General features: G+C 35.7%; 19 protein-coding genes. 6 read left to right on the plus strand and 13 right to left on the minus strand.

Features of this window, described 5'->3' with window-relative positions; all coding sequences use genetic code 11:
* Positions 1–231: 231 nt before the first annotated feature.
* Positions 232–1,734 carry an N-acetylglucosamine-specific PTS transporter subunit IIBC gene (nagE, locus tag DN393_RS23600; protein WP_064477256.1) on the minus strand — a complete coding sequence of 501 codons (1,503 nt, stop codon included), beginning with the start codon at positions 1,732–1,734 and terminating at the stop codon, positions 232–234.
* A gap of 171 nt (positions 1,735–1,905) precedes the next feature.
* Positions 1,906–1,989 carry a transcriptional regulator gene (locus DN393_RS32530; protein WP_081257449.1) on the minus strand — a complete coding sequence of 28 codons (84 nt, stop codon included), beginning with the start codon at positions 1,987–1,989 and terminating at the stop codon, positions 1,906–1,908.
* Positions 1,990–2,058: 69 nt separating this feature from the next.
* On the opposite strand from DN393_RS32530, the gene glsA reads away from it, so the two are divergent.
* The gene (glsA, locus tag DN393_RS23610; protein WP_001149843.1) at positions 2,059–2,988 is read left to right on the plus strand and encodes a glutaminase A; all 930 of its coding nucleotides are present in this window, start codon (positions 2,059–2,061) and stop codon (positions 2,986–2,988) included.
* 175 nt (positions 2,989–3,163) lie between these two features.
* The gene (locus DN393_RS23615; RefSeq protein WP_000766602.1) at positions 3,164–3,505 is read left to right on the plus strand and encodes a DUF3969 family protein; all 342 of its coding nucleotides are present in this window, start codon (positions 3,164–3,166) and stop codon (positions 3,503–3,505) included.
* 122 nt (positions 3,506–3,627) lie between these two features.
* Here the strand turns inward: DN393_RS23615 and DN393_RS23620 are convergent, their stop codons facing one another.
* Positions 3,628–4,239: a manganese efflux pump gene (locus DN393_RS23620; RefSeq protein WP_149173989.1), complete on the minus strand. Its 612-nt coding sequence runs from the start codon at positions 4,237–4,239 to the stop codon at positions 3,628–3,630.
* Positions 4,240–4,369: 130 nt separating this feature from the next.
* On the opposite strand from DN393_RS23620, the gene DN393_RS23625 reads away from it, so the two are divergent.
* Complete coding sequence (locus tag DN393_RS23625; RefSeq protein WP_001136878.1) at positions 4,370–5,023, plus strand: DUF1232 domain-containing protein; 654 nt, start codon at positions 4,370–4,372, stop codon at positions 5,021–5,023.
* A 99-nt stretch (positions 5,024–5,122) separates the two neighbouring features.
* On the opposite strand, the gene DN393_RS23630 is transcribed toward DN393_RS23625, so the two are convergent.
* From DN393_RS23630 to DN393_RS23640, 3 genes are all read right to left on the minus strand, one after another.
* Positions 5,123–6,397, minus strand: a complete 1,275-nt coding sequence (locus DN393_RS23630; protein WP_149173990.1) for an acetylornithine deacetylase — start codon at positions 6,395–6,397, stop codon at positions 5,123–5,125.
* A gap of 108 nt (positions 6,398–6,505) precedes the next feature.
* On the minus strand, positions 6,506–7,927 hold the full coding sequence (locus DN393_RS23635) for an amino acid permease (protein ID WP_149173991.1): 1,422 nt from the start codon (positions 7,925–7,927) through the stop codon (positions 6,506–6,508).
* Positions 7,928–8,026: 99 nt separating this feature from the next.
* Positions 8,027–8,281, minus strand: coding sequence for a biotin/lipoyl-containing protein (locus DN393_RS23640; protein ID WP_000784766.1), 255 nt, complete (start codon positions 8,279–8,281; stop codon positions 8,027–8,029).
* A 274-nt stretch (positions 8,282–8,555) separates the two neighbouring features.
* On the opposite strand from DN393_RS23640, the gene DN393_RS23645 reads away from it, so the two are divergent.
* Both DN393_RS23645 and DN393_RS23650 read left to right on the plus strand, forming a co-directional pair.
* Positions 8,556–9,959 carry a sigma-54 interaction domain-containing protein gene (locus DN393_RS23645; RefSeq protein ID WP_149173992.1) on the plus strand — a complete coding sequence of 468 codons (1,404 nt, stop codon included), beginning with the start codon at positions 8,556–8,558 and terminating at the stop codon, positions 9,957–9,959.
* 157 nt (positions 9,960–10,116) lie between these two features.
* A complete protein-coding gene (locus DN393_RS23650) occupies positions 10,117–10,314 on the plus strand; it encodes a hypothetical protein (RefSeq protein WP_000063919.1) in 198 nt (65 codons plus the stop codon).
* A gap of 53 nt (positions 10,315–10,367) precedes the next feature.
* On the opposite strand, the gene truA is transcribed toward DN393_RS23650, so the two are convergent.
* From truA to DN393_RS23680, 6 genes are all read right to left on the minus strand, one after another.
* A complete protein-coding gene (gene truA, locus DN393_RS23655) occupies positions 10,368–11,105 on the minus strand; it encodes a tRNA pseudouridine(38-40) synthase TruA (RefSeq protein ID WP_149173993.1) in 738 nt (245 codons plus the stop codon).
* 56 nt (positions 11,106–11,161) lie between these two features.
* The gene (gene rlmD / locus DN393_RS23660) at positions 11,162–12,541 is read right to left on the minus strand and encodes a 23S rRNA (uracil(1939)-C(5))-methyltransferase RlmD (protein WP_000615214.1); all 1,380 of its coding nucleotides are present in this window, start codon (positions 12,539–12,541) and stop codon (positions 11,162–11,164) included.
* Between the two features lie 10 nt (positions 12,542–12,551).
* Complete coding sequence (locus tag DN393_RS23665; RefSeq protein ID WP_149173994.1) at positions 12,552–13,415, minus strand: DNA-3-methyladenine glycosylase family protein; 864 nt, start codon at positions 13,413–13,415, stop codon at positions 12,552–12,554.
* A gap of 59 nt (positions 13,416–13,474) precedes the next feature.
* Complete coding sequence (pdaA, locus tag DN393_RS23670; RefSeq protein WP_064477249.1) at positions 13,475–14,257, minus strand: delta-lactam-biosynthetic de-N-acetylase; 783 nt, start codon at positions 14,255–14,257, stop codon at positions 13,475–13,477.
* Positions 14,258–14,383: 126 nt separating this feature from the next.
* A complete protein-coding gene (gene fumA, locus DN393_RS23675) occupies positions 14,384–15,904 on the minus strand; it encodes a class I fumarate hydratase (protein WP_088046941.1) in 1,521 nt (506 codons plus the stop codon).
* A 206-nt stretch (positions 15,905–16,110) separates the two neighbouring features.
* On the minus strand, positions 16,111–16,293 hold the full coding sequence (locus DN393_RS23680; RefSeq protein WP_000513547.1) for an SE1561 family protein: 183 nt from the start codon (positions 16,291–16,293) through the stop codon (positions 16,111–16,113).
* A 213-nt stretch (positions 16,294–16,506) separates the two neighbouring features.
* Between DN393_RS23680 and yfkAB the strand changes: the two genes are divergently transcribed.
* A complete protein-coding gene (yfkAB, locus tag DN393_RS23685) occupies positions 16,507–17,634 on the plus strand; it encodes a radical SAM/CxCxxxxC motif protein YfkAB (RefSeq protein ID WP_000156029.1) in 1,128 nt (375 codons plus the stop codon).
* Positions 17,635–17,705: 71 nt separating this feature from the next.
* On the opposite strand, the gene DN393_RS23690 is transcribed toward yfkAB, so the two are convergent.
* A complete protein-coding gene (locus tag DN393_RS23690; protein ID WP_149173995.1) occupies positions 17,706–18,503 on the minus strand; it encodes a YfkD famly protein in 798 nt (265 codons plus the stop codon).
* Between the last annotated feature and the right edge of the window lie 30 nt (positions 18,504–18,533).

Raw genomic sequence — 18,533 nt, forward strand, 5'->3', positions numbered from 1 at the left:
TAATTCCACTACACAAGATTCATTCCGGATCTTTTTCATAGATTTTTGACATTCCATTCGACGTCATCCCTACTTTATCACGCACTACCCATATTACCAACCTATATGTATGAAAAAGAAAAAGAAAATTTACAAAAGTAAGATTCCCGTTAAATTGTTAACAAAAAAAGAGGATATCCTCTAAAAAAATTGATGTTATCAATCTTTTGGGATATCCTCTTATCTCATTATTTATACGTGTTTTTTCATATCATCGGCAACGGATTCAACATTTGTACCTACGATAACTTGGACACTCGTGTTACTTAATTTCATAACACCTTTTGCACCAGCACGTTTTAATGCTGCTTCGTTTACTTGACCAGCATCTTTCACTTGTAAGCGTAGACGTGTTGCACAGTTATCAATAACTGTTAAGTTTTCTTTTCCACCTAAAGCTGCTACGTAAGTTTCACCAATTGAACCTGCAACTGGCGCATCATCCTCTTCAGCTAACTCATCGTCATCTTCACGACCAGGAGTTTTTAGGTCGAATTTCTTAATTAAGAAGTAGAATACTACAAAGTAAATTACTGCGTAAATTAAACCGATTCCCGCTAGCAATACTGGTTTTGTTGCAATACCGAAGTTTAAGAAGTAATCAATTGCACCGGCACTAAATGTGAAACCATCGTGAATGCCAAGTGATGTTGTTACAAATAAAGAAATACCTGTTAACACGGCATGAATACCATATAATACTGGTGATAAGAACATGAATGAGAATTCAATTGGTTCTGTAATACCAGTTAAGAATGAAGTTAATGCTAGACCACCTAACATACCTGTAACCATTTTACGTTTTTCTGGTTTAGCAGCTGCAATCATTGCGAAACATGCTGCTGGTAAACCGAACATCATAACTGGGAAGAAACCAGTCATAAACATACCTGCTGTTTTATCCCCTGCAAGGAAGCGAGCAATATCACCATTTACAACATTACCTGCTGCATTTGTAAAGTCACCAAATACGAACCAGAAGTATGTGTTCATTACGTGGTGTAAACCAATTGGAATTAATAGACGGTTTAATAAACCAAATAGACCTGAACCAACTGCACCTAAATTAACAATTCCATGAGCTAATGCATCGATAGCATTTTGAATTGCTGGCCAAATTTGAGCGAATAGAATTCCTAATATTAGCATCACAACCGATGTAACAATCGGAACGAAACGTTTTCCAGCAAAGAAACCTAACCATTCTGGAAGTTTAATCTTATGGAATTTATTATAAAGGAATCCTGCTATAACGCCGACAATAATACCACCTAAAACTTTCATATCCACTTTAGTCGATAATTCGGCGGCCTTAGATACTTGTGTCATTGTATCTGCCAGCTTAGATGGATCTACATTTGCGCTATTGCCTATTAAATCTTGAACTTTACCTAATTTATCTTGTAATTCTACAGTAGAATATCCCTTACTAAGTGCATCAATACTGTTTTTCATAACCAGATAACCAATTGCACCTGCAAGACCTGCTGCACCACTACCATCCACTGAAAGACCGATTGCAATACCAATTGCAAAAATAAGTGCTAAATTATCAAAAACCGCTGCGCCGGCCTGTGCCATAACAGGAATATCAAATACATCCGGTTGCCCTAAACGAAGCAATAATCCTGCTGCTGGTAGTACGGCGATTGGAAGCATTAACGCTTTACCAATACGTTGTAAAAACTGCAACATTTTAATTCCCCCTATCAAATTTATGAAATCGTTATCATTATAAGTACGCCTTAGAAAACGCTTTCTATTTACATAACCATAATAACATATAGTTGTATAGATGTGTAGTTTTTATTTTCGAATTTTTTATGGATAAATCTCCTATTTCCAAACTGTTATATAAAAGGAAAATTATCCTTTTTTAATATAGAATACTCGAAACGAAATACCTACTATAGTACATATAACTTTCGTTTTATCATTCCACCTTTTCATGTTATTATTTATTTCCGAGCATATCGGGAAAAGTAAACGTAGTTAATTCGAAATAGGAGCGTTGGTACTATGCAGTGCATTGAAACAAACAACTTACAACAGTTGTTAGAACAAGTAAAACCATATACGAAAAAAGGAAAGCTTGCTACTTATATCCCCGAACTAGGAAATGCAAATCCGGCTGATTTAGGGATTGCCATTTTCCATAAAGAAACAGAATACATCCATGCTGGCAACTCACAAACACTATTTACTCTTCAAAGTATTTCAAAAGTAATTACACTTGCACTTGCCCTTTTAGATCGTGGTGAAGAATATGTATTTTCTAAAGTTGGAATGGAACCAACTGGTGACCCATTTAATTCTATTATTAAGTTAGAAACGACAAGTCCTTCTAAGCCACTTAATCCAATGATTAATGCAGGGGCACTAGCTATTACAAGTATGTTAACCGGAAATGATAATGAAGAAAAAATGGAGCGCATCCTTCATTTTGTACGTGAAATAACAGATAATCCTACTATTAATTATTCTTCTAAAGTTGCCAATTCAGAATTAGAGACAGCTTACTTAAACCGTTCACTTTGTTACTATATGAAACAAAACGGAATTATCGATTGTGACATCGAAGAACTTATGGATTTATACACTCGTCAATGTGCAGTTGAAGTAAACTGTATCGATTTAGCGCGTATCGGCTTAATTTTTGCGATGGATGGCTATGATCCATATAAGAAAAAACAAATTATCCCTAAACATATTACAAAAATCTGTAAAACATTTATGGTTACATGCGGTATGTATAACGAGTCTGGTGAATTTGCGATTCGTGTTGGTATTCCAGCCAAAAGTGGTGTAGCTGGTGGTATTTTCGGCTGCGTAAAAGGAGAAATGGGAATTGGTATTTTCGGACCAGCTTTAGATGCAAACGGAAATAGTATCGCCGGTTTTAAAATTCTTGAACTTCTTTCTGCTCAAGAAGGTTGGAGCATTTTTTAATTCAGAGTTATCCTGCTATACTAGCAGGATTTTTTTATTTCATAAAACCCTCAATTTTATCAGCTATCCATATCCTTACAAAAACCGTACTGAAAGTTTCTCTATATCATGCATATTTGCTCCCCCCTCCTGAATAATATAGTACAACCTAGCGCTATATGTGGAGGTGTGAAAGATGAAACTAATATTTCAAATGGAAAAACAGCCTGTTCTTGAAAAAACAATTCTCCTTTTTATATTGAGTATTGTAGAAAGCTTGAAGTTAAAAGTTGTTTCACTCGATGAAGCTCACCGATACATATTCAATTTAGAAGTGCTTGAACTACTAATGGATCGAAACATCGATGATCAAGTACTTGAACTCATCCACTTCGGAATGGGACTTGAAGACATTCATCATGTGCTTCCTGAAGAACTTGAACATACTATTGAAGAATTAAAGTGGCTTTGCATTCAAGTGTTAAGTGAGTACAGTATGCATGAAGAATCGGAACAATTAATTGAAGATATACGTTAAAAAAGCACCTATGTAGGTGCTTTAATATTTATAAAAACAGTAACGTTTCGGTAATTGCGCATCCGGTGTCGATATATGCAATTCATTCGAATATTTCCGAGGAAATGCTCGAACATTGTATGTTACAATAACTGATCTATCCCAATAAAAACTAATAGCATGCCCGCAATAACAGTAGCCCATTTCCCTAAGTATGCTGCTAAAAATCTTTTTCCTACATACGCAAAACCACTAATACAAATAAAACTAAACACCCCAGAAATAGTTGCTGTAAGCCACAGATTCAAGTTTGTTACCCCAGCATCAAATCCACCTGCAATATTATTAATAGACAATGCAATCCCTAAAACAATTGCTTCTGAAAAACTAATTGTTTTAGAACCATCAAAATCTGCTTTTTCTGGATCACGTAAAATTCCCATAAGTACATTACCATCGTTAGAACCTACAGTATTTCTTTGCCCCAAGAAAGGCTGACACAAAATAAACATCCCGATTATTCCTAAAACGATTGCTCCAATCAGGTTTGCAGTAAACTCTGAAATAAGTAACGCTATCCAGTTCCCAAAAAATCCAGCTAACAAAGTAAATAAAAACCCCAAAAATGCGATGATAAAATTGTTAAGCCACGAAATTCGAATTTTACGAATGCCATATGCAATCCCAACACCTGCATTATCTAAATTAGAAGCAATCCCGATTAAAAAAATTGAAAATAGACCTGCCGTACTCATAAACAGCCACCCCTTTTTCTCACTTTTCCATGCATCTTATGAAAATGTTGAGCAACTGTGCCTGTCTGTTTCATATACATGTAATAAATGCTCAACATTTTTTCAACAATAAAAAAGGAGTGCCTTCACTATGCCTAGAGAAAATCCAAATGAGCGGCTTAGTACATTAATAAAAAAACTTTTAAAAGAACGTGCCTTATCCATGCGCCAATTAGGAATGCATACAAATATTGATCCCGCAACAATCTCAAGAATTATGAATGGTAAACAACCGCCAAAACAAAAACATCTACAAAAATTTGCAGAATGTTTGCAAGTTCCACCCCAATTGTTATTTGATGAAATGTATCCTGATTCTCCTCACATTAATAAAGAGAAGACGGATATGTACACGTCTCTTGATACAATTCAGCAAACGCTGCAATCCTCTAACTTATTCGATTTCGACTATACAACAACTCGCGTAAAACAAGAACTTGAAAACTATGAACGCTATGCTCAGACAACAGAAGGCGAAAAACGTATTCATGAAAGTTTCGCCAGTAAATTAGAACAAATTGATAGCGCTGGTCCTTTTATTGAACAATTAACCGATATGTATCAACAATTTTGCAATGAAACTATCTCAAAAGAAGAACGTGCAGTTCTTGGAGGCGCATTACTGTATTTCATTTTATCGACAGATATTATTCCCGACTATCTCTTTCCAATTGGCTATTTAGATGATGCAATTGCTGTTGAATTAGCGAAAGAGAAATTAATCGAACTAAAACGAAAGACATAGAAAAATAAAGAACTATTTCAGTTGTTTCTGTTCAACTCTGAAATAGTTCACTAAAAAATCGTACAAGTATACATACCTGTACGATTTCAACACACTAATCTATTTTTTTGTATGACACCATTCATATATAAATGCTGTTATTACTTTTGTAAATTCAATTAACTGTTCTACTTCAACTTTCTCATTTATTGAATGAGCTTCTTCTAATGTACCTGGTCCGTAAATAACAGCTGGAATATGAAATTCACTAAACCAACCACCATCCGTTACCGTTGCAGACATATCTAAAATTGCATTTTTAGATAGAATTGATTCGTGCACTGAGCTAAGCGTTTTTACTGCTGCATGTTCACAATCTACTTCTAAAGAAGGGAAAATTTCGCCACGATCCACAATCATTGATTCTCCGCCCCACTTAAATTGTGGTGGATTTTCACTTAACCATGGATCGGCAGCCGCTACTTTCTCAATATACTCTTCAATTTCTTTTATTATTTGTTCATATGTTTCATTCGGATAGAAGTGCACCGTTATCCATAACCGGCACTCATCTGCAATAAACGCTGCATGACGTCCGCCTTCAATAACAGCTGGATTAATTGTTGTTGTTCCAGATGGATAGCCTTCATATGTTTTCATGACTGCCCAATGACGCTCTAATTCTTGTAAACTTTGCACAATTTTCATCATTTTTTCAATTGCACTCGCTCCGAATAAACGTCCTCCAGCATGAATCATTTGCCTGCGTGTTGCATCATGAAACGTCTGGGGGCTTTTCACAGTAATCCATCCAGTAATTACGCCGCCCTGTCCTTGCATATGTAAATCACTTGTATCCACTACGACTGCAAAATCAGCATCATAACCTCTTTTGCAGCATTGAAGTGTACCTGCCTCTCCCACTTCTTCCCCAATTACGGATTGAAAGATTAAATCTCCAGGTAATTCAATACCAGCTTCTTGTAAAAGCTGAATAGCAAATAGCGCTCCAGCCAGTCCCCCTTTCATATCTGCCGCACCACGTCCAACTAACCAACCATCTTTTATAAATGGTTCAAACGGATTTGTATCCCACGCCTCATCTGCTGACACTTCAGCTACATCCACATGTCCATTAATAATAAGACTTTTATGTGTGTCACTTTCTATCCCTTTTCTCACCCCAACAACGTTCGGGTCATTCGGATATACATCCCATTTATCAACACTAAAATTTCGTTTTCTTAGAAAATCTGCAACAAATTCTTGCACCTCATTTGTATTCCTCGCCGGCGGTGCTGGTGTTTCAAAGCGAATTAAAGTTTTTGTAAGCTCTAGTAACTCATCTTTTCGTAAATCAATCTGTTCTAATAGCTGTGAAACTTCTTGATTCATCGCTAATTCCCCTTTGCATACATAGTATGTTTCCAGCTTTATTGTCACAAAAAAAGAGACTGTTTACAATTTTACAGTCTCTTTTTTTAGCATAAGTTTCTACTATATTTATAAACTTTCTGCCTCTGTTTTATTTGTTTTTTCAATATGTTCTACCTTACGTGCCTGATTTCTTGTCGCACGGTAAAACAGTAAACAAACAATCATAAATGGAATACCACAATATAATGCCATTCTTTGTTCTGGAATAAAAGCCATACCAACAATTACTGTTACATTTAATACTAACGCAAGCAGTGGTACAAATGGATACAGCGGTGTTTTAAATTTCAAGTCCTTCACATCCCCGCCCTGCTTAATGTATGACCTTCTAGCCAATAAGTTAGATAGAGCAATAGATGCCCAAACTAATATCGCCCCAAACCCAGCAATAGAAAGTAGCCATAAATAAACTGTATCTTCCGCATAAATACCTGATAGTAATGAAAGGCAACCTACAATTGTACTTACAATCAATGCATAAATAGGAACACCATTTTTAGATAACTTACCGAAAATTGGACTAATCATGCCTTGGTTAGACATAGACCATAGCATACGAGAAGTTGCATATAATCCTGAATTCGCAACGGATAGAACCGCTGTAATAATAACGAAATTTATAATATCGGCTGCATAAGGAATGCCAATTTTATCAAATACAACTACGAATGGACTTTCTATCACTCCTGCTTGCTGCCAAGGGAATAAGCCTGCAAGAATGAAAATAGATAATACAAAGAACACAAGTATACGCCAAACTGTATTATTAATTGCCTTCGGGATCGTTTTCTCTGGATTTTCACTCTCTCCAGCTGCAATACCAACTAGTTCCGTTCCTTGGAAGGAAAAATTAACTGCAATCATCGTAATTAAAATGGCTGATAATCCATTTGGAAACAACCCACCATAATCAGTAAAGCTAGAGAACATCGGTGCAGGTTCGTTTCCTTTCATATCTAGAAAACCAAACATTGCTGCCCCGCCTAAAATAATAAATGCAATGATTGTAATTACTTTAATACTTGCAAACCAAAATTCAACTTCTGCAAAACTTCTTGAAGATAACGCATTGATAGCAAAAAGAAGCACCGCAAACACTACACACCAAATCCATGACGGTACATCAGGAAACCATCGTTTCATTAAAATACTAACTGCAATCAGTTCAATACCTATCGTAGCAGACCAGTTTAGCCACGACATCCAGCCGACTACATAACCCGCTGCAGGGGAAATGTGCTTTGTAGCATACGTTTGATAAGATCCTGCGTCAGGCATCGCAACAGCTAACTCTCCAAGACAGAGCATCGTTAAATACATAACAAATCCTCCAACAAGATACGCTACAATCGCTCCTCCAGGCCCAGCTTCATGAATTGTATACCCAGATCCTAAAAAAAGACCGGTACCAATAACTCCTCCAAGTGCAATCATAAATATGTGCCTGCTTTTCAATTCCCGTTTTAACCCTTGGTTTTGATCCATCATATAAATCCCCCCTTTTCCCTTTGGAAACCCATTTCATGTAAGCGTTTTTAAAAATATTCATAATAAGAATAATTATTGAAAAGAGCAAAATACATAGTATCAATCACTACCTGTTATTAAAAGATCATCCCTCACTGTTATTAATAACTTTTTATCAGCGATAGCTTGTCCTTCTACTACTTCTAATGATTCGATATATCCACTGATCCCTACTTTAATTTCTACTTTCTGTTTATCTATTGTTTCAATTAACGCTAATTTCTCCCACTCGTATACGTAAGAACTTTCCGTAACAAATAACTTCTCTACTTTCCCATAACAAGGACTATACACGCCTTCTATAACCATCTTCACTTTATAAACTCCTCCTTCTTATTAATTGGTACTGAAACGTTGCATATCCCTCCTTTAGAGATTTCAACTATTATTTATGCAAAATGCGTACCAATCTCCAATTCCTATTTAAAATGAAGGTTTCTCAAAAAAAAATCTTCATAACCGCAAAATTTTTCTATCATTTGAGAAATTTTAAAGAGAAAATAGCAAAAAAATTTTGCGATTTTATAAGAATTTTAATAAAATTATAAAAAGTCAGTCTTCATAGGGTGAAATGAGGAGAAGATAATCTATGCGTACAGAAGAAATTAATTTTAAACAGATCATTGAAATGAATATGCTATATGAAACTTTACTTAATGAGCTCGATATCGGGATTCATATTATTAATGAGGAAAGTAAAACGATTATCTATAACCGCAAAATGATGGAAATTGAATCAATGGAACGCTCAGATGTGCTATATAAAAGTCCTATAGAAGTATTCGCATTTGAAGAAAATAAAAATAGTACTCTTATAGAGGCATTAAAATTAGGAAAAACAAACAAAAATATAAAACAAACGTATTTTAACAATAAAGAGCAAGAAATTACAACGATTAACAATACTTTCCCTATAATAGAAAACGGAAAAATTAAAGGCGCTATTGAAATTTCAACAGAGATTAGCCATTTCAAACAAACGATGAAAACGAACCTTTCTCGAAAACAAAATAATAAATTTACCTTTGATCACATAATCGGTGATTCTAATGCTCTTCAATCTGTCATTACAGAAGCAAAGAGAGTAATTCGTACATCCTCATCCATACTTCTCGTAGGAGAAACAGGGACCGGTAAAGAACTATTTGCACAAAGTATCCATAATGAAAGTCAACGTTCAACAAAACCATTTATTTCACAAAACTGTGCCGCTATACCTGATACACTCATGGAAAGCTTATTATTTGGTACGAACCGAGGTGCATTTACAGGAGCTATCGATAAAGCTGGTTTATTTGAAGAAGCAAATGGAGGAACTTTGTTATTAGATGAGATCAACTCATTAAGTCCAGCACTTCAAGCGAAGTTACTACGAGCTATACAAGAAAAAACAATACGAAGAATCGGAGGCACACAAGAAAAAGAAATTGATGTTCGTATTATAGCAACTATTAATGAAGATCCTCTTGAAGCTATTACACACAATCGATTACGGAAAGACTTATATTACCGATTAAGCGTCGTTACTTTATGTCTCCCGCCTTTACGTGAACGAAAAGAAGATATTCCTGATCTTGTGCAGCACTTTATCGAAAAGTACAACATTCAATTTGGACTTGGCGTAACGGATCTAGATGTACATGTAAGAGAATTCTTGTATGCATATGATTGGCCTGGAAACGTACGAGAATTGGAACATATCATTGAAGGTTCAATGAATTTAGTTGAAGATGAAAATATCATTACAGCTTTTCATCTTCCCACTCGCTTTCGTGAACAAATAAAAAAAGAATTCAATATGCAACCTTCCCTAACTAATAACGATGCTGATGCACCTAAAACGTTAAAGCACACAATAGAGGCAATGGAGAAGAACTACATCAATCAAATTCTGACAGAGTATCACGGTAATATCTCACAGGCTGCAAAGTTTTTAGGATTAAGTAGGCAAAACTTACAATATCGAATTAAAAAATTGCATTTACACATATGAAATGAAGTGAAGCTTTAATCTGTGGAGGTTTTGTCTACCCTCACCAATTGGACTTTTATTGCCTGTTAATGCAGGATAAATCTGCTTCCAAGCGCAAATATAAATTGGAAAAATATGCTACAATAAACATATAACATACTAGAAAGGAACGATATATATGAGTAATGATAACAAATTAAAGTTATTACAATACTTAGCCTTCTTCCCTACCATTGTATGTATGATGTTACTAGTTGATATGAATGCTTATCCTTATGCAAAACTATTAGCAACAATTAGCGGCTCCTTTGCAGCTATTATGCTTGCTGCTTTTTGGAATTTGAAGATACGTATGAAGAAAGAAAAATCTTCTTAATGCCAAAACAATAAAAAAATCGAGCTTACACAGCTCGATTTTTTTACTGTTTATTAAAACTCAACATTCTCCAAATACAAACCACTTGCCTCAGCAAGACAATTAATTTGATTACGTTGTTTTTCCTCTAAAATATTTGGGATTGTGTCCGCATCTAATTGTCCTAATCCAACTTCAATTAATGCTCCAACAATTTTTCTTACCATGTTATGAAGGAATCCGTTACCACTTACTCTAATTTGTACAAATCCTGCTTCTTCCATCACTTCAAGTGTATATACTTCTCGAACCATAGACTTTTTCTTTGATTTCGCATTTGAAAAAGCAGTAAAATCATGTGAACCAACTAAATGTTTCGCAGCTTCTTTCATGCTTTTCATATTTAATTTTTTATTCACATGCATGCTGTATTTACGCATAAATGGATTTGTATGCTCTTCATTCCAAATTTTATAAAGATATGTTTTTGCTTTAGAATTGTAACGAGCATGGAAGCGATCTTGTACTTCTTCTACACTCGTAATGCTAATATCGTTGGGTAAATATTGATTTAAATATTTTTTCACTTTATGTTCCACTAACTTCTCATCACTTTGAAAGTTAGCAACTTGATTCAAAGCATGTACACCCGCATCTGTTCTACTGCAACCGATAATTTCAATTTCTTTTCCGATCATTTCAGATATGACACTCTCGATTTTTCCTTGAATTGTATTATCGTTATTACCGAGACGTTGCCATCCTTTAAAACGTGCACCATCGTACTGAATCGTTAATTTATAATTATTCATTTTACTCTCCTTCATAGAAAATATTCCCTCATATCGTGAGGGAATATGAATACACTTTACTTTCTAACAAGCTTCACTACATTTTCTACATGAGCTGTATGTGGGAACATATCAACTGGTTGTACATATTCCACTTCATAACTCTTCATTAATGCTTGTACATCACGTGCTAATGAAGAAGGATTACAAGATACGTAAACAACTTGTTTTGGTTTCACTTTTAAAATTGTTTCCAGTAATTTATCATCGCAACCTGTACGAGGTGGATCGACAACAATTACATCTGGACGCCATCCTTCTTTTACCCATTTCGGTAACCATTGTTCAGCTTTACCTGCTTCATATTTCGTATTTGTAAATCCGTGACGCTTCGCATTTTTTCTTGCATCTTCAATCGCTTCTGGAATTACATCCATACCACGTACTTCCGCTGCATCATTTGCAAGCCAAAGACCGATTGTACCAACACCACAATACGCATCTACAATTTTCTCATCGCCTGTTAAAGCAGCTGCTTTTTTCGCTTCATCGTATAAAACAACTGTTTGTTCTGGATTTAACTGGAAGAATGCACGTGCTGATAATTCAAATGATAAATCACCTAGTGTTTCTTGAATTACTTCTTTTCCAGCTAATTTAAATGTTTTATCACCGAAAATAACAGATGTTTTACGCCAGTTTACGTTTTGCATAATTGATTTAACAGCTGGCATCTGTTTTTGTACTTCTGCGATAAATTGATCTTTATTTGGTAATTCTTCTTTTGTTGTAATAAGTGTAACTTGTACTTCCCCTGTTTGAACTGCAGTACGTGTCACAATTGTGCGTACTAAACCTTTTTGTTTTTTCTCATTGTAAATAGAAACATTTAATTTTTCTAATATACGTCTTACAACTTTTGTCGCTTCATTCGTTGCTTTATGTTGAATCATACAGTGAGCAATATCAATTAACTGATGTGAGTTTTGCTTATACAGCCCTGTAATAACCTTTTCGTCTTTACGTCCCACTTGTAATTGACTCTTATTACGATAATGCCATGGGTTTTCCATACCAAGCGTTGGACGAATTTTTTCTTCCAAACTGTTGTTCATATACTTCTCGAATGCTTGTACAACGATATCACGCTTTTGATTTAATTGTTCTTTATAATCTAAATGTTGCAGCTGACAACCGCCACACTCTTCATATACCGGACATGGTGCTTTCACACGATGTGGTGAAGCTTTACGAACTTTTTTCACTTTCGCTTCAGCGAAGCCACGCTGAATTTTCGTTGTTTCAGCAACAACTTCTTCTCCTGGTAATGCCCCTGGAATGAAAACAACTTGTCTCTTAAAATAACCAACGCCTTCTCCGTTAATCCCAAGACGTTTAATTGTCACAGGAAACGTTTGACCAACTTCCAACTTACTCTCATGTTGCTTTTGTATCATTATTACACCTCTACTCTATACTTTTCCATAAATATAACGCTGCATAACTGCAGTATGGTTCACACTCTTGTTTCACTTTTTCTAAAAATGCATCATCAGGTTTATCATCTAATTGAAATACACCTTGCACTGCACGCTGAATCCCAATGTCCGCTTTCGGAAACATATTTTTCCGTCCAAGCCCAAACATTAAAAAATTTTGCACTGTCCATGTACCAATCCCCCTAATTGGTAACAATTGTGCGGAAACCTCTTCATCCGCCCTGGTTTCTATACTCGCTAAATTTAATGTACCGCTGACAATACTTCGACCTAACCCTACTATATATTCAGCCTTTCGCTGACTAAACTTCTGCTCTCTCAATTCTTCTATTGAAATATTTGCTAATATTTCTGGAGTGGGGAAAAAGAATACACCGTTCTTCTCTGTTCCATACCGTTTCACAAACTGTTCTGTTAACACAGTAGCAAATTTCAAATTTATTTGTTGATGAATGATACAGCGAAGAAGACAAGCAAAATAATCAAACTCTAAAATAATTGGAGTATAAGCATATGTTTCAAATAGTGGACGTAATGATGTGTTTAAAAAATGATTTTGTATATCTTGAAACGGTTCATTCCAATGAAAAATGGCCCTCATTCGTTTCATGACTTTCTCCGGATCTCCTGCCTGACTAGAGATCCAAAACTGTGGATTTTGAACAGTACCAATCCCTTGCAAGCGAACAACAATCTGTTCCTCGTCTATACAAAGCGGGACATAAATGACTTTCTCATCTAATTGAATGACGTTAAGAGGATCAAAAGATAAACGTTTTAATACTTCTTCAAAATGATACGGATACTCTAACGTAACATGTTCGCTCCACATACGTTTCCCCATCCTTTTTACACATCATTATAGCATGAGAAAACCGCAAGCATACATGCTTACGGTTGATTGCTTTTTACTAAGTCATCTAGACTTTTAAAATGATACCCTTTCTCGCGCAAATCATCAATGATTTTCGCAAGTGCTTCTGCATTATCTTTTGATATTGCATGAAGTAATAAAACAGATCCTGGATGAATCATCGTCATTACATTATTATGTGCATATTGCCATCCTCTTTGCTCGTCCACTTTCCAATCCAAAAATGCAAGTGACCAAAATACATTATAATAGCCCATTTCTTTCGTAAGAGCCAATGTTCTTTCACTAAATACGCCGCGCGGCGGACGTACATATTTTACTTCTTTTTGCCCCGTTACTTTTTTAATCTCTTCCGTTACACTCGTTAATTCTTCACGAAGTTTCGCATCATTTACCGTTGTAAAATCAGGATGACTCCACGAATGGTTTCCAATAATATGTCCTTCATCCTTCATTCTTAATAACAAATCTTTTTGTGTTTTTATATAATGACCCGTTACAAAGAAAGTTGCCGGTACTTTTTTCTCTTTTAATACGTCTAAGATTTTCCCTGTGTATCCATTCTCGTACCCATTATCGAATGTTAAATAAATATCTTTTTTCTTTGTATCCCCTAAATAAAACCCACCATTTTTTTGTAGTAATTCTGTATATAGCTTCCCTGCATCTGGTACTGTTTCATTTTTAGGACGCGGGATTCCCCAGTTATGTGGAGTATTTGTATAAGCTAATGTTGAAACTGGAACAAGTGCCATCATAATTGAAAAAATGAGACCGATATATAACCATTTATATTTCATAAATAGTCTCCTTTCCATATATAATCGTACTTGTAGTTTCTGTTGCCGTGCATTCTTTCATGCTGAACATGTTTTTCTATATATACCAAAAAAATGCATCTCGAATGATTCGAGATGCATTTTTGTTTACTTAAATACTGGCTCTTTAAAGCTAGCTAATTTTTCAAGTGATGTTTTATCAACATCTGCATGTAAGCTATTACCATGAGAATCCATCGTTACAACCGCTTTAAATCCTTCGATACGTAAATGCCACATTGCCTCTGGAATACCAAATTGTAAGAAATCAACATCTTTCACTTCTTTAATACATTCAGCATAATATTGCGCTGCACCGCCAATTGCATTTAAATATACACCACCATGCTCTTCTAAAGCCGCTAATGTTTTCGCACCCATACCACCTTTTCCAATGACAGCACGAATACCGAATTTCTTCATAATATCGCCTTGGTACGGTTCTTCACGAATACTTGTCGTTGGACCTGCCGCTTTAATTTGCCAGTTTTCATTTTCATCTTTCACGACAACTGGACCACAGTGATAAATAACTTGTCCTTTTAAATCTACTGGACAATCGTTATCCATTAAATGCTTATGGATTGCGTCACGACCTGTATACATCATGCCATTAATTGTTACAACATCACCAACGCGAAGTTCTCGAATTTGCTCTTCTGTAATTGGTGCTTGTAATACAATCTCACGTTGCTCTGTTTTTTCTTGCGCTTCTTGCTGAAGTGTATCCTCACCTTCTTGATATAGCCAGTCCATAATTTCACCTGTTTCAGGATCGATTGTTACGCCAAGGCGGCGATATGCCCAGCAATTATACGCAACAGATACGTAGAAACTAGCGGGCAGACGATTATACACGCCAATTTTACAACCAAGTAAAGTCGTTTCTCCGCCAAATCCCATCGTACCAATGCCAAGCTTATTCGCATTTTCTAATACGTACTCTTCAAGTTTTTGTAACTCTGGTACTGGATTGACATCATCTAATGTACGGAATAATTGATTTTTTGCTAATTCGTAACCTGATGTGCGGTCTCCCCCGATACCAACACCAATTACACCTGCACTACAACCTTGACCTTGCGCTTGATATACAGCATGAAGAAGGCATTTACGAATTCCTTCTAAATCACGACCAGCGCGTCCAAGTCCTTCTAATTCACACGGTAAGCTATACTGTATATTTTTATTCTCACAGCCACCACCCTTTAGAATTAAGCGTGCATCAATATAATCTTTTTCCCATTGTTCAAACTTAATAACCGGTGTACCTGGTCCTAAATTATTTCCACTATTGTCTCCAAAAAGAGAATCAACAGAATTGGGACGAAGTTTACCATCTTTTGTCGCCCGCTCAAGCGCATTATAGATAGCTTCCTTCAACTTTAATTGATTCACACCAACTGGTGTATAAATTTTAAACGTTGGCATCCCTGTATCTTGGCAAATTGGCGAGATGTTATCATCAGCCATTTTAATATTATTCGTAATTGTGCCAAGTGCCATCGCAGAACGAGTCCCTGAATTTTCTCGTTCTTTCGCTTGTTGAATCGCACGACGAACATCTTTCGGTAAGTTCGTTGACGTTTCAACAATTAGTTGATACATGCTTTCTTGAAGCTTTTCCATTGTTACTTCCCCCTCAATTGTGAACGCTACCAAAACGTTATGAGCTGAAAATTCCATTGTTATGCTCTTCAGCTTTTTATTTGTTTCACGCTATTAAAGCATAAATGAAATTTTTCACAACTTGATTATACCTTTTTTTCTACCGTCCTTCTATTATCCATACAGAAAAAGGCTGCCAATTTTGCATTGGCAGCCTTTTTAATATATTATTCGTCTTTTTTAAATTGCTCACATTTTAATTCTAATTCATCTAACATCGCAAGAAGACGATCTACATCCTCTAACTCTACTTCTTCAGGTTCAATTGTATCAATTACTTCAATGAACATATTTAAACGTTCTTTTAAATATACTAGTTGTGAATCTTTATCTTCAATTGCTTTTCCCATGAAGGCACTCTCCTTTTAATTCGAGTTGCTTTTATTATACCGCAAAAATGATTGCTATGGGCATGAAATTTCATCAATTTTATCACAGTCATTCATTCAAATGTAAGCCCTCTCTCTTTTTTCACAAAAAAGTTTCACTTTATAAAAAGTACATATTCTTCTATTATAGAGAATGGACAAATTGTTATTTCAATAGTCAAAGGAGTATTTCATATGACGATATCACAAAAAATGAAGCCGATTACTCCTTCTTACGATCCATGGGAAGCGTATATGGACCTTGAAGAGTACGGCAAACTACTATTAACAAACGTTGAGTTTACAACGACAACGTTATGCAATATGCGTTGCGAGCATTGTGCTGTTGGTTACACATTACAGCCGAAAGATCCAAATCCGCTTCCGATGGAGCTTTTATTAAAAAGATTAGATGAGATTCCTCATTTACGTTCTTTAAGTATTACTGGCGGAGAACCAATGCTTTCAAAGAAATCCGTCGACAACTATGTAACACCACTCTTAAAATACGCCCATGAACGAGGCGTTCGCACTCAAATCAACTCAAACTTAACTATAGATTTAGCACGTTACGAACAAATTATTCCTTATCTAGACGTATTGCATATATCCCATAACTGGGGAACAATTGATGACTTCGTTGAAGGTGGATTTGCAATGATGGAACGTAAACCTACTTATGAACAACGTGCAAAACTATTTGAACGAATGATTACAAATAGTAAAGCTCTATCAGATGCAGGTGTACTCGTATCAGCTGAAACAATGTTAAACAAAAGAACTCTACCACATATTGAACATATTCATCGTCAAATTGTCGAAGAGATGGGCTGTAAACGTCATGAAGTTCACCCGATGTATCCGAGTGATTTTGCGAGCAATCTAGAGATTTTAACAAAAGCTGAAATTCGTGATGCAATTGAGCATTTACTAGAAATTCGCGATGAAAATGTATGGATGTTATTTGGAACTTTACCTTTCTACGCTTGTAGCGATGACGAGCGAGACATTGCCACATTTAAGAAATTACAAGAAAGCAAAAATGTAACAGTTCGTAACGATCCAGATGGTCGTTCTCGTTTAAACGTCAACATTTTCGATGGAAATATTATTGTAACTGATTTCGGTGACGTTCCCCTTCTAGGTAACGTACAAACAAACACACTACAAGAAGCGTATGACAAATGGAGTGCTTCAAAAACAGCACAATCATTAAGCTGTCACTGTCCTGCAGTAAAATGCCTTGGACCAAATGTTCTTGTAAAAAATAGCTACTATCCGACAGAAGATTTCTTATCAAAAACAGCAAACATAACATTTTAAAGTTGAACCAATTGCCCACAACTAGCGGGATAAATAAAAACGTCAGCTTATAAGCTGACGTTTTTTTCATATTATTGCGAGTGAGAAGATGAAATGAATTTAAAATATAAATGATCATGAATTGGAATCGCCGCTCCAATTCCTTGTGAGGTAATATTTTTCACTACAAGCCTCTTTTGATTTCCTTTTAACACAAGGTACACTTCTCCAAACGTTACTTTTCCTTTTTCATTTACTGCTGGTGTATAAGCGTATAAATATCCAAGTTGACTCGGACTAATATTATACACACGCTCATGTCCAGTACCATAACCAATGGTCGTTTTAAATGAAAGCGGCAATTGTACTTTTTCAAGTGCTTTGAGAAGCATCATTTTTTTCACATCCGCAGTATTTTTCATATCTGCTGTTAAATCACCTTCAACCGTCTTTTGCGTTTCTTGCTTATAGCATAGCGGATATAAGCGATCCCCTCCGCGATTATCGTACACATTACGATTTACTTGTTTATATTCCCAATTAATCGATGTATCAACCGATTCATAATTTAAAGCCCATTGACCTAAATAAATCTTCGCTCGGTACCCTACCGCAAGCGGAGCATTCGAAATTGTCGTTTCATTAAACATTCGAATTAAGTCCGGATTTTCAATTTTAATATTTGCTGTTTTCAATAGTTCTTGAGCAAACTTACTCGGTTGTAAGCGCGGCAAATCTTGCGCATCATTTGGAAACGTATTGTCTTTAGAAATATTTAAAACAGATGAAGGCATTTTTGTTTCTACCGTTGTCTTTGCAAAACTCATGTTAGGAAATAATAGAATAAACGAGACCATAGTTGAAAGACATATGCTGTATACTCGTTTCACCTGTCTGGCTCCTTCCTACGTAAAGGTATA

It is taken from the genome of Bacillus sp. BPN334, assembly GCF_008368885.1.
GTDB lineage: Bacteria > Bacillota > Bacilli > Bacillales > Bacillaceae_G > Bacillus_A > Bacillus_A wiedmannii.

What these genes read in the sequence shown, in the direction of transcription:
- nagE (WP_064477256.1), bottom strand. Translation starts at nt 1,734, where the DNA reads ATGTTGCAGTTTTTACAACGTATTGGTAAAGCGTTAATGCTTCCAATC.
- DN393_RS32530 (WP_081257449.1), bottom strand. Translation starts at nt 1,989, where the DNA reads ATGAAAAGGTGGAATGATAAAACGAAAGTTATATGTACTATAGTAGGT.
- glsA (WP_001149843.1), top strand. Translation starts at nt 2,059, where the DNA reads ATGCAGTGCATTGAAACAAACAACTTACAACAGTTGTTAGAACAAGTA.
- DN393_RS23615 (WP_000766602.1), top strand. Translation starts at nt 3,164, where the DNA reads ATGAAACTAATATTTCAAATGGAAAAACAGCCTGTTCTTGAAAAAACA.
- DN393_RS23620 (WP_149173989.1), bottom strand. Translation starts at nt 4,239, where the DNA reads ATGAGTACGGCAGGTCTATTTTCAATTTTTTTAATCGGGATTGCTTCT.
- DN393_RS23625 (WP_001136878.1), top strand. Translation starts at nt 4,370, where the DNA reads ATGCCTAGAGAAAATCCAAATGAGCGGCTTAGTACATTAATAAAAAAA.
- DN393_RS23630 (WP_149173990.1), bottom strand. Translation starts at nt 6,397, where the DNA reads ATGAATCAAGAAGTTTCACAGCTATTAGAACAGATTGATTTACGAAAA.
- DN393_RS23635 (WP_149173991.1), bottom strand. Translation starts at nt 7,927, where the DNA reads ATGATGGATCAAAACCAAGGGTTAAAACGGGAATTGAAAAGCAGGCAC.
- DN393_RS23645 (WP_149173992.1), top strand. Translation starts at nt 8,556, where the DNA reads ATGCGTACAGAAGAAATTAATTTTAAACAGATCATTGAAATGAATATG.
- DN393_RS23650 (WP_000063919.1), top strand. Translation starts at nt 10,117, where the DNA reads ATGAGTAATGATAACAAATTAAAGTTATTACAATACTTAGCCTTCTTC.
- truA (WP_149173993.1), bottom strand. Translation starts at nt 11,105, where the DNA reads ATGAATAATTATAAATTAACGATTCAGTACGATGGTGCACGTTTTAAA.
- rlmD (WP_000615214.1), bottom strand. Translation starts at nt 12,541, where the DNA reads ATGATACAAAAGCAACATGAGAGTAAGTTGGAAGTTGGTCAAACGTTT.
- DN393_RS23665 (WP_149173994.1), bottom strand. Translation starts at nt 13,415, where the DNA reads ATGTGGAGCGAACATGTTACGTTAGAGTATCCGTATCATTTTGAAGAA.
- pdaA (WP_064477249.1), bottom strand. Translation starts at nt 14,257, where the DNA reads ATGAAATATAAATGGTTATATATCGGTCTCATTTTTTCAATTATGATG.
- fumA (WP_088046941.1), bottom strand. Translation starts at nt 15,904, where the DNA reads ATGGAAAAGCTTCAAGAAAGCATGTATCAACTAATTGTTGAAACGTCA.
- DN393_RS23680 (WP_000513547.1), bottom strand. Translation starts at nt 16,293, where the DNA reads ATGGGAAAAGCAATTGAAGATAAAGATTCACAACTAGTATATTTAAAA.
- yfkAB (WP_000156029.1), top strand. Translation starts at nt 16,507, where the DNA reads ATGACGATATCACAAAAAATGAAGCCGATTACTCCTTCTTACGATCCA.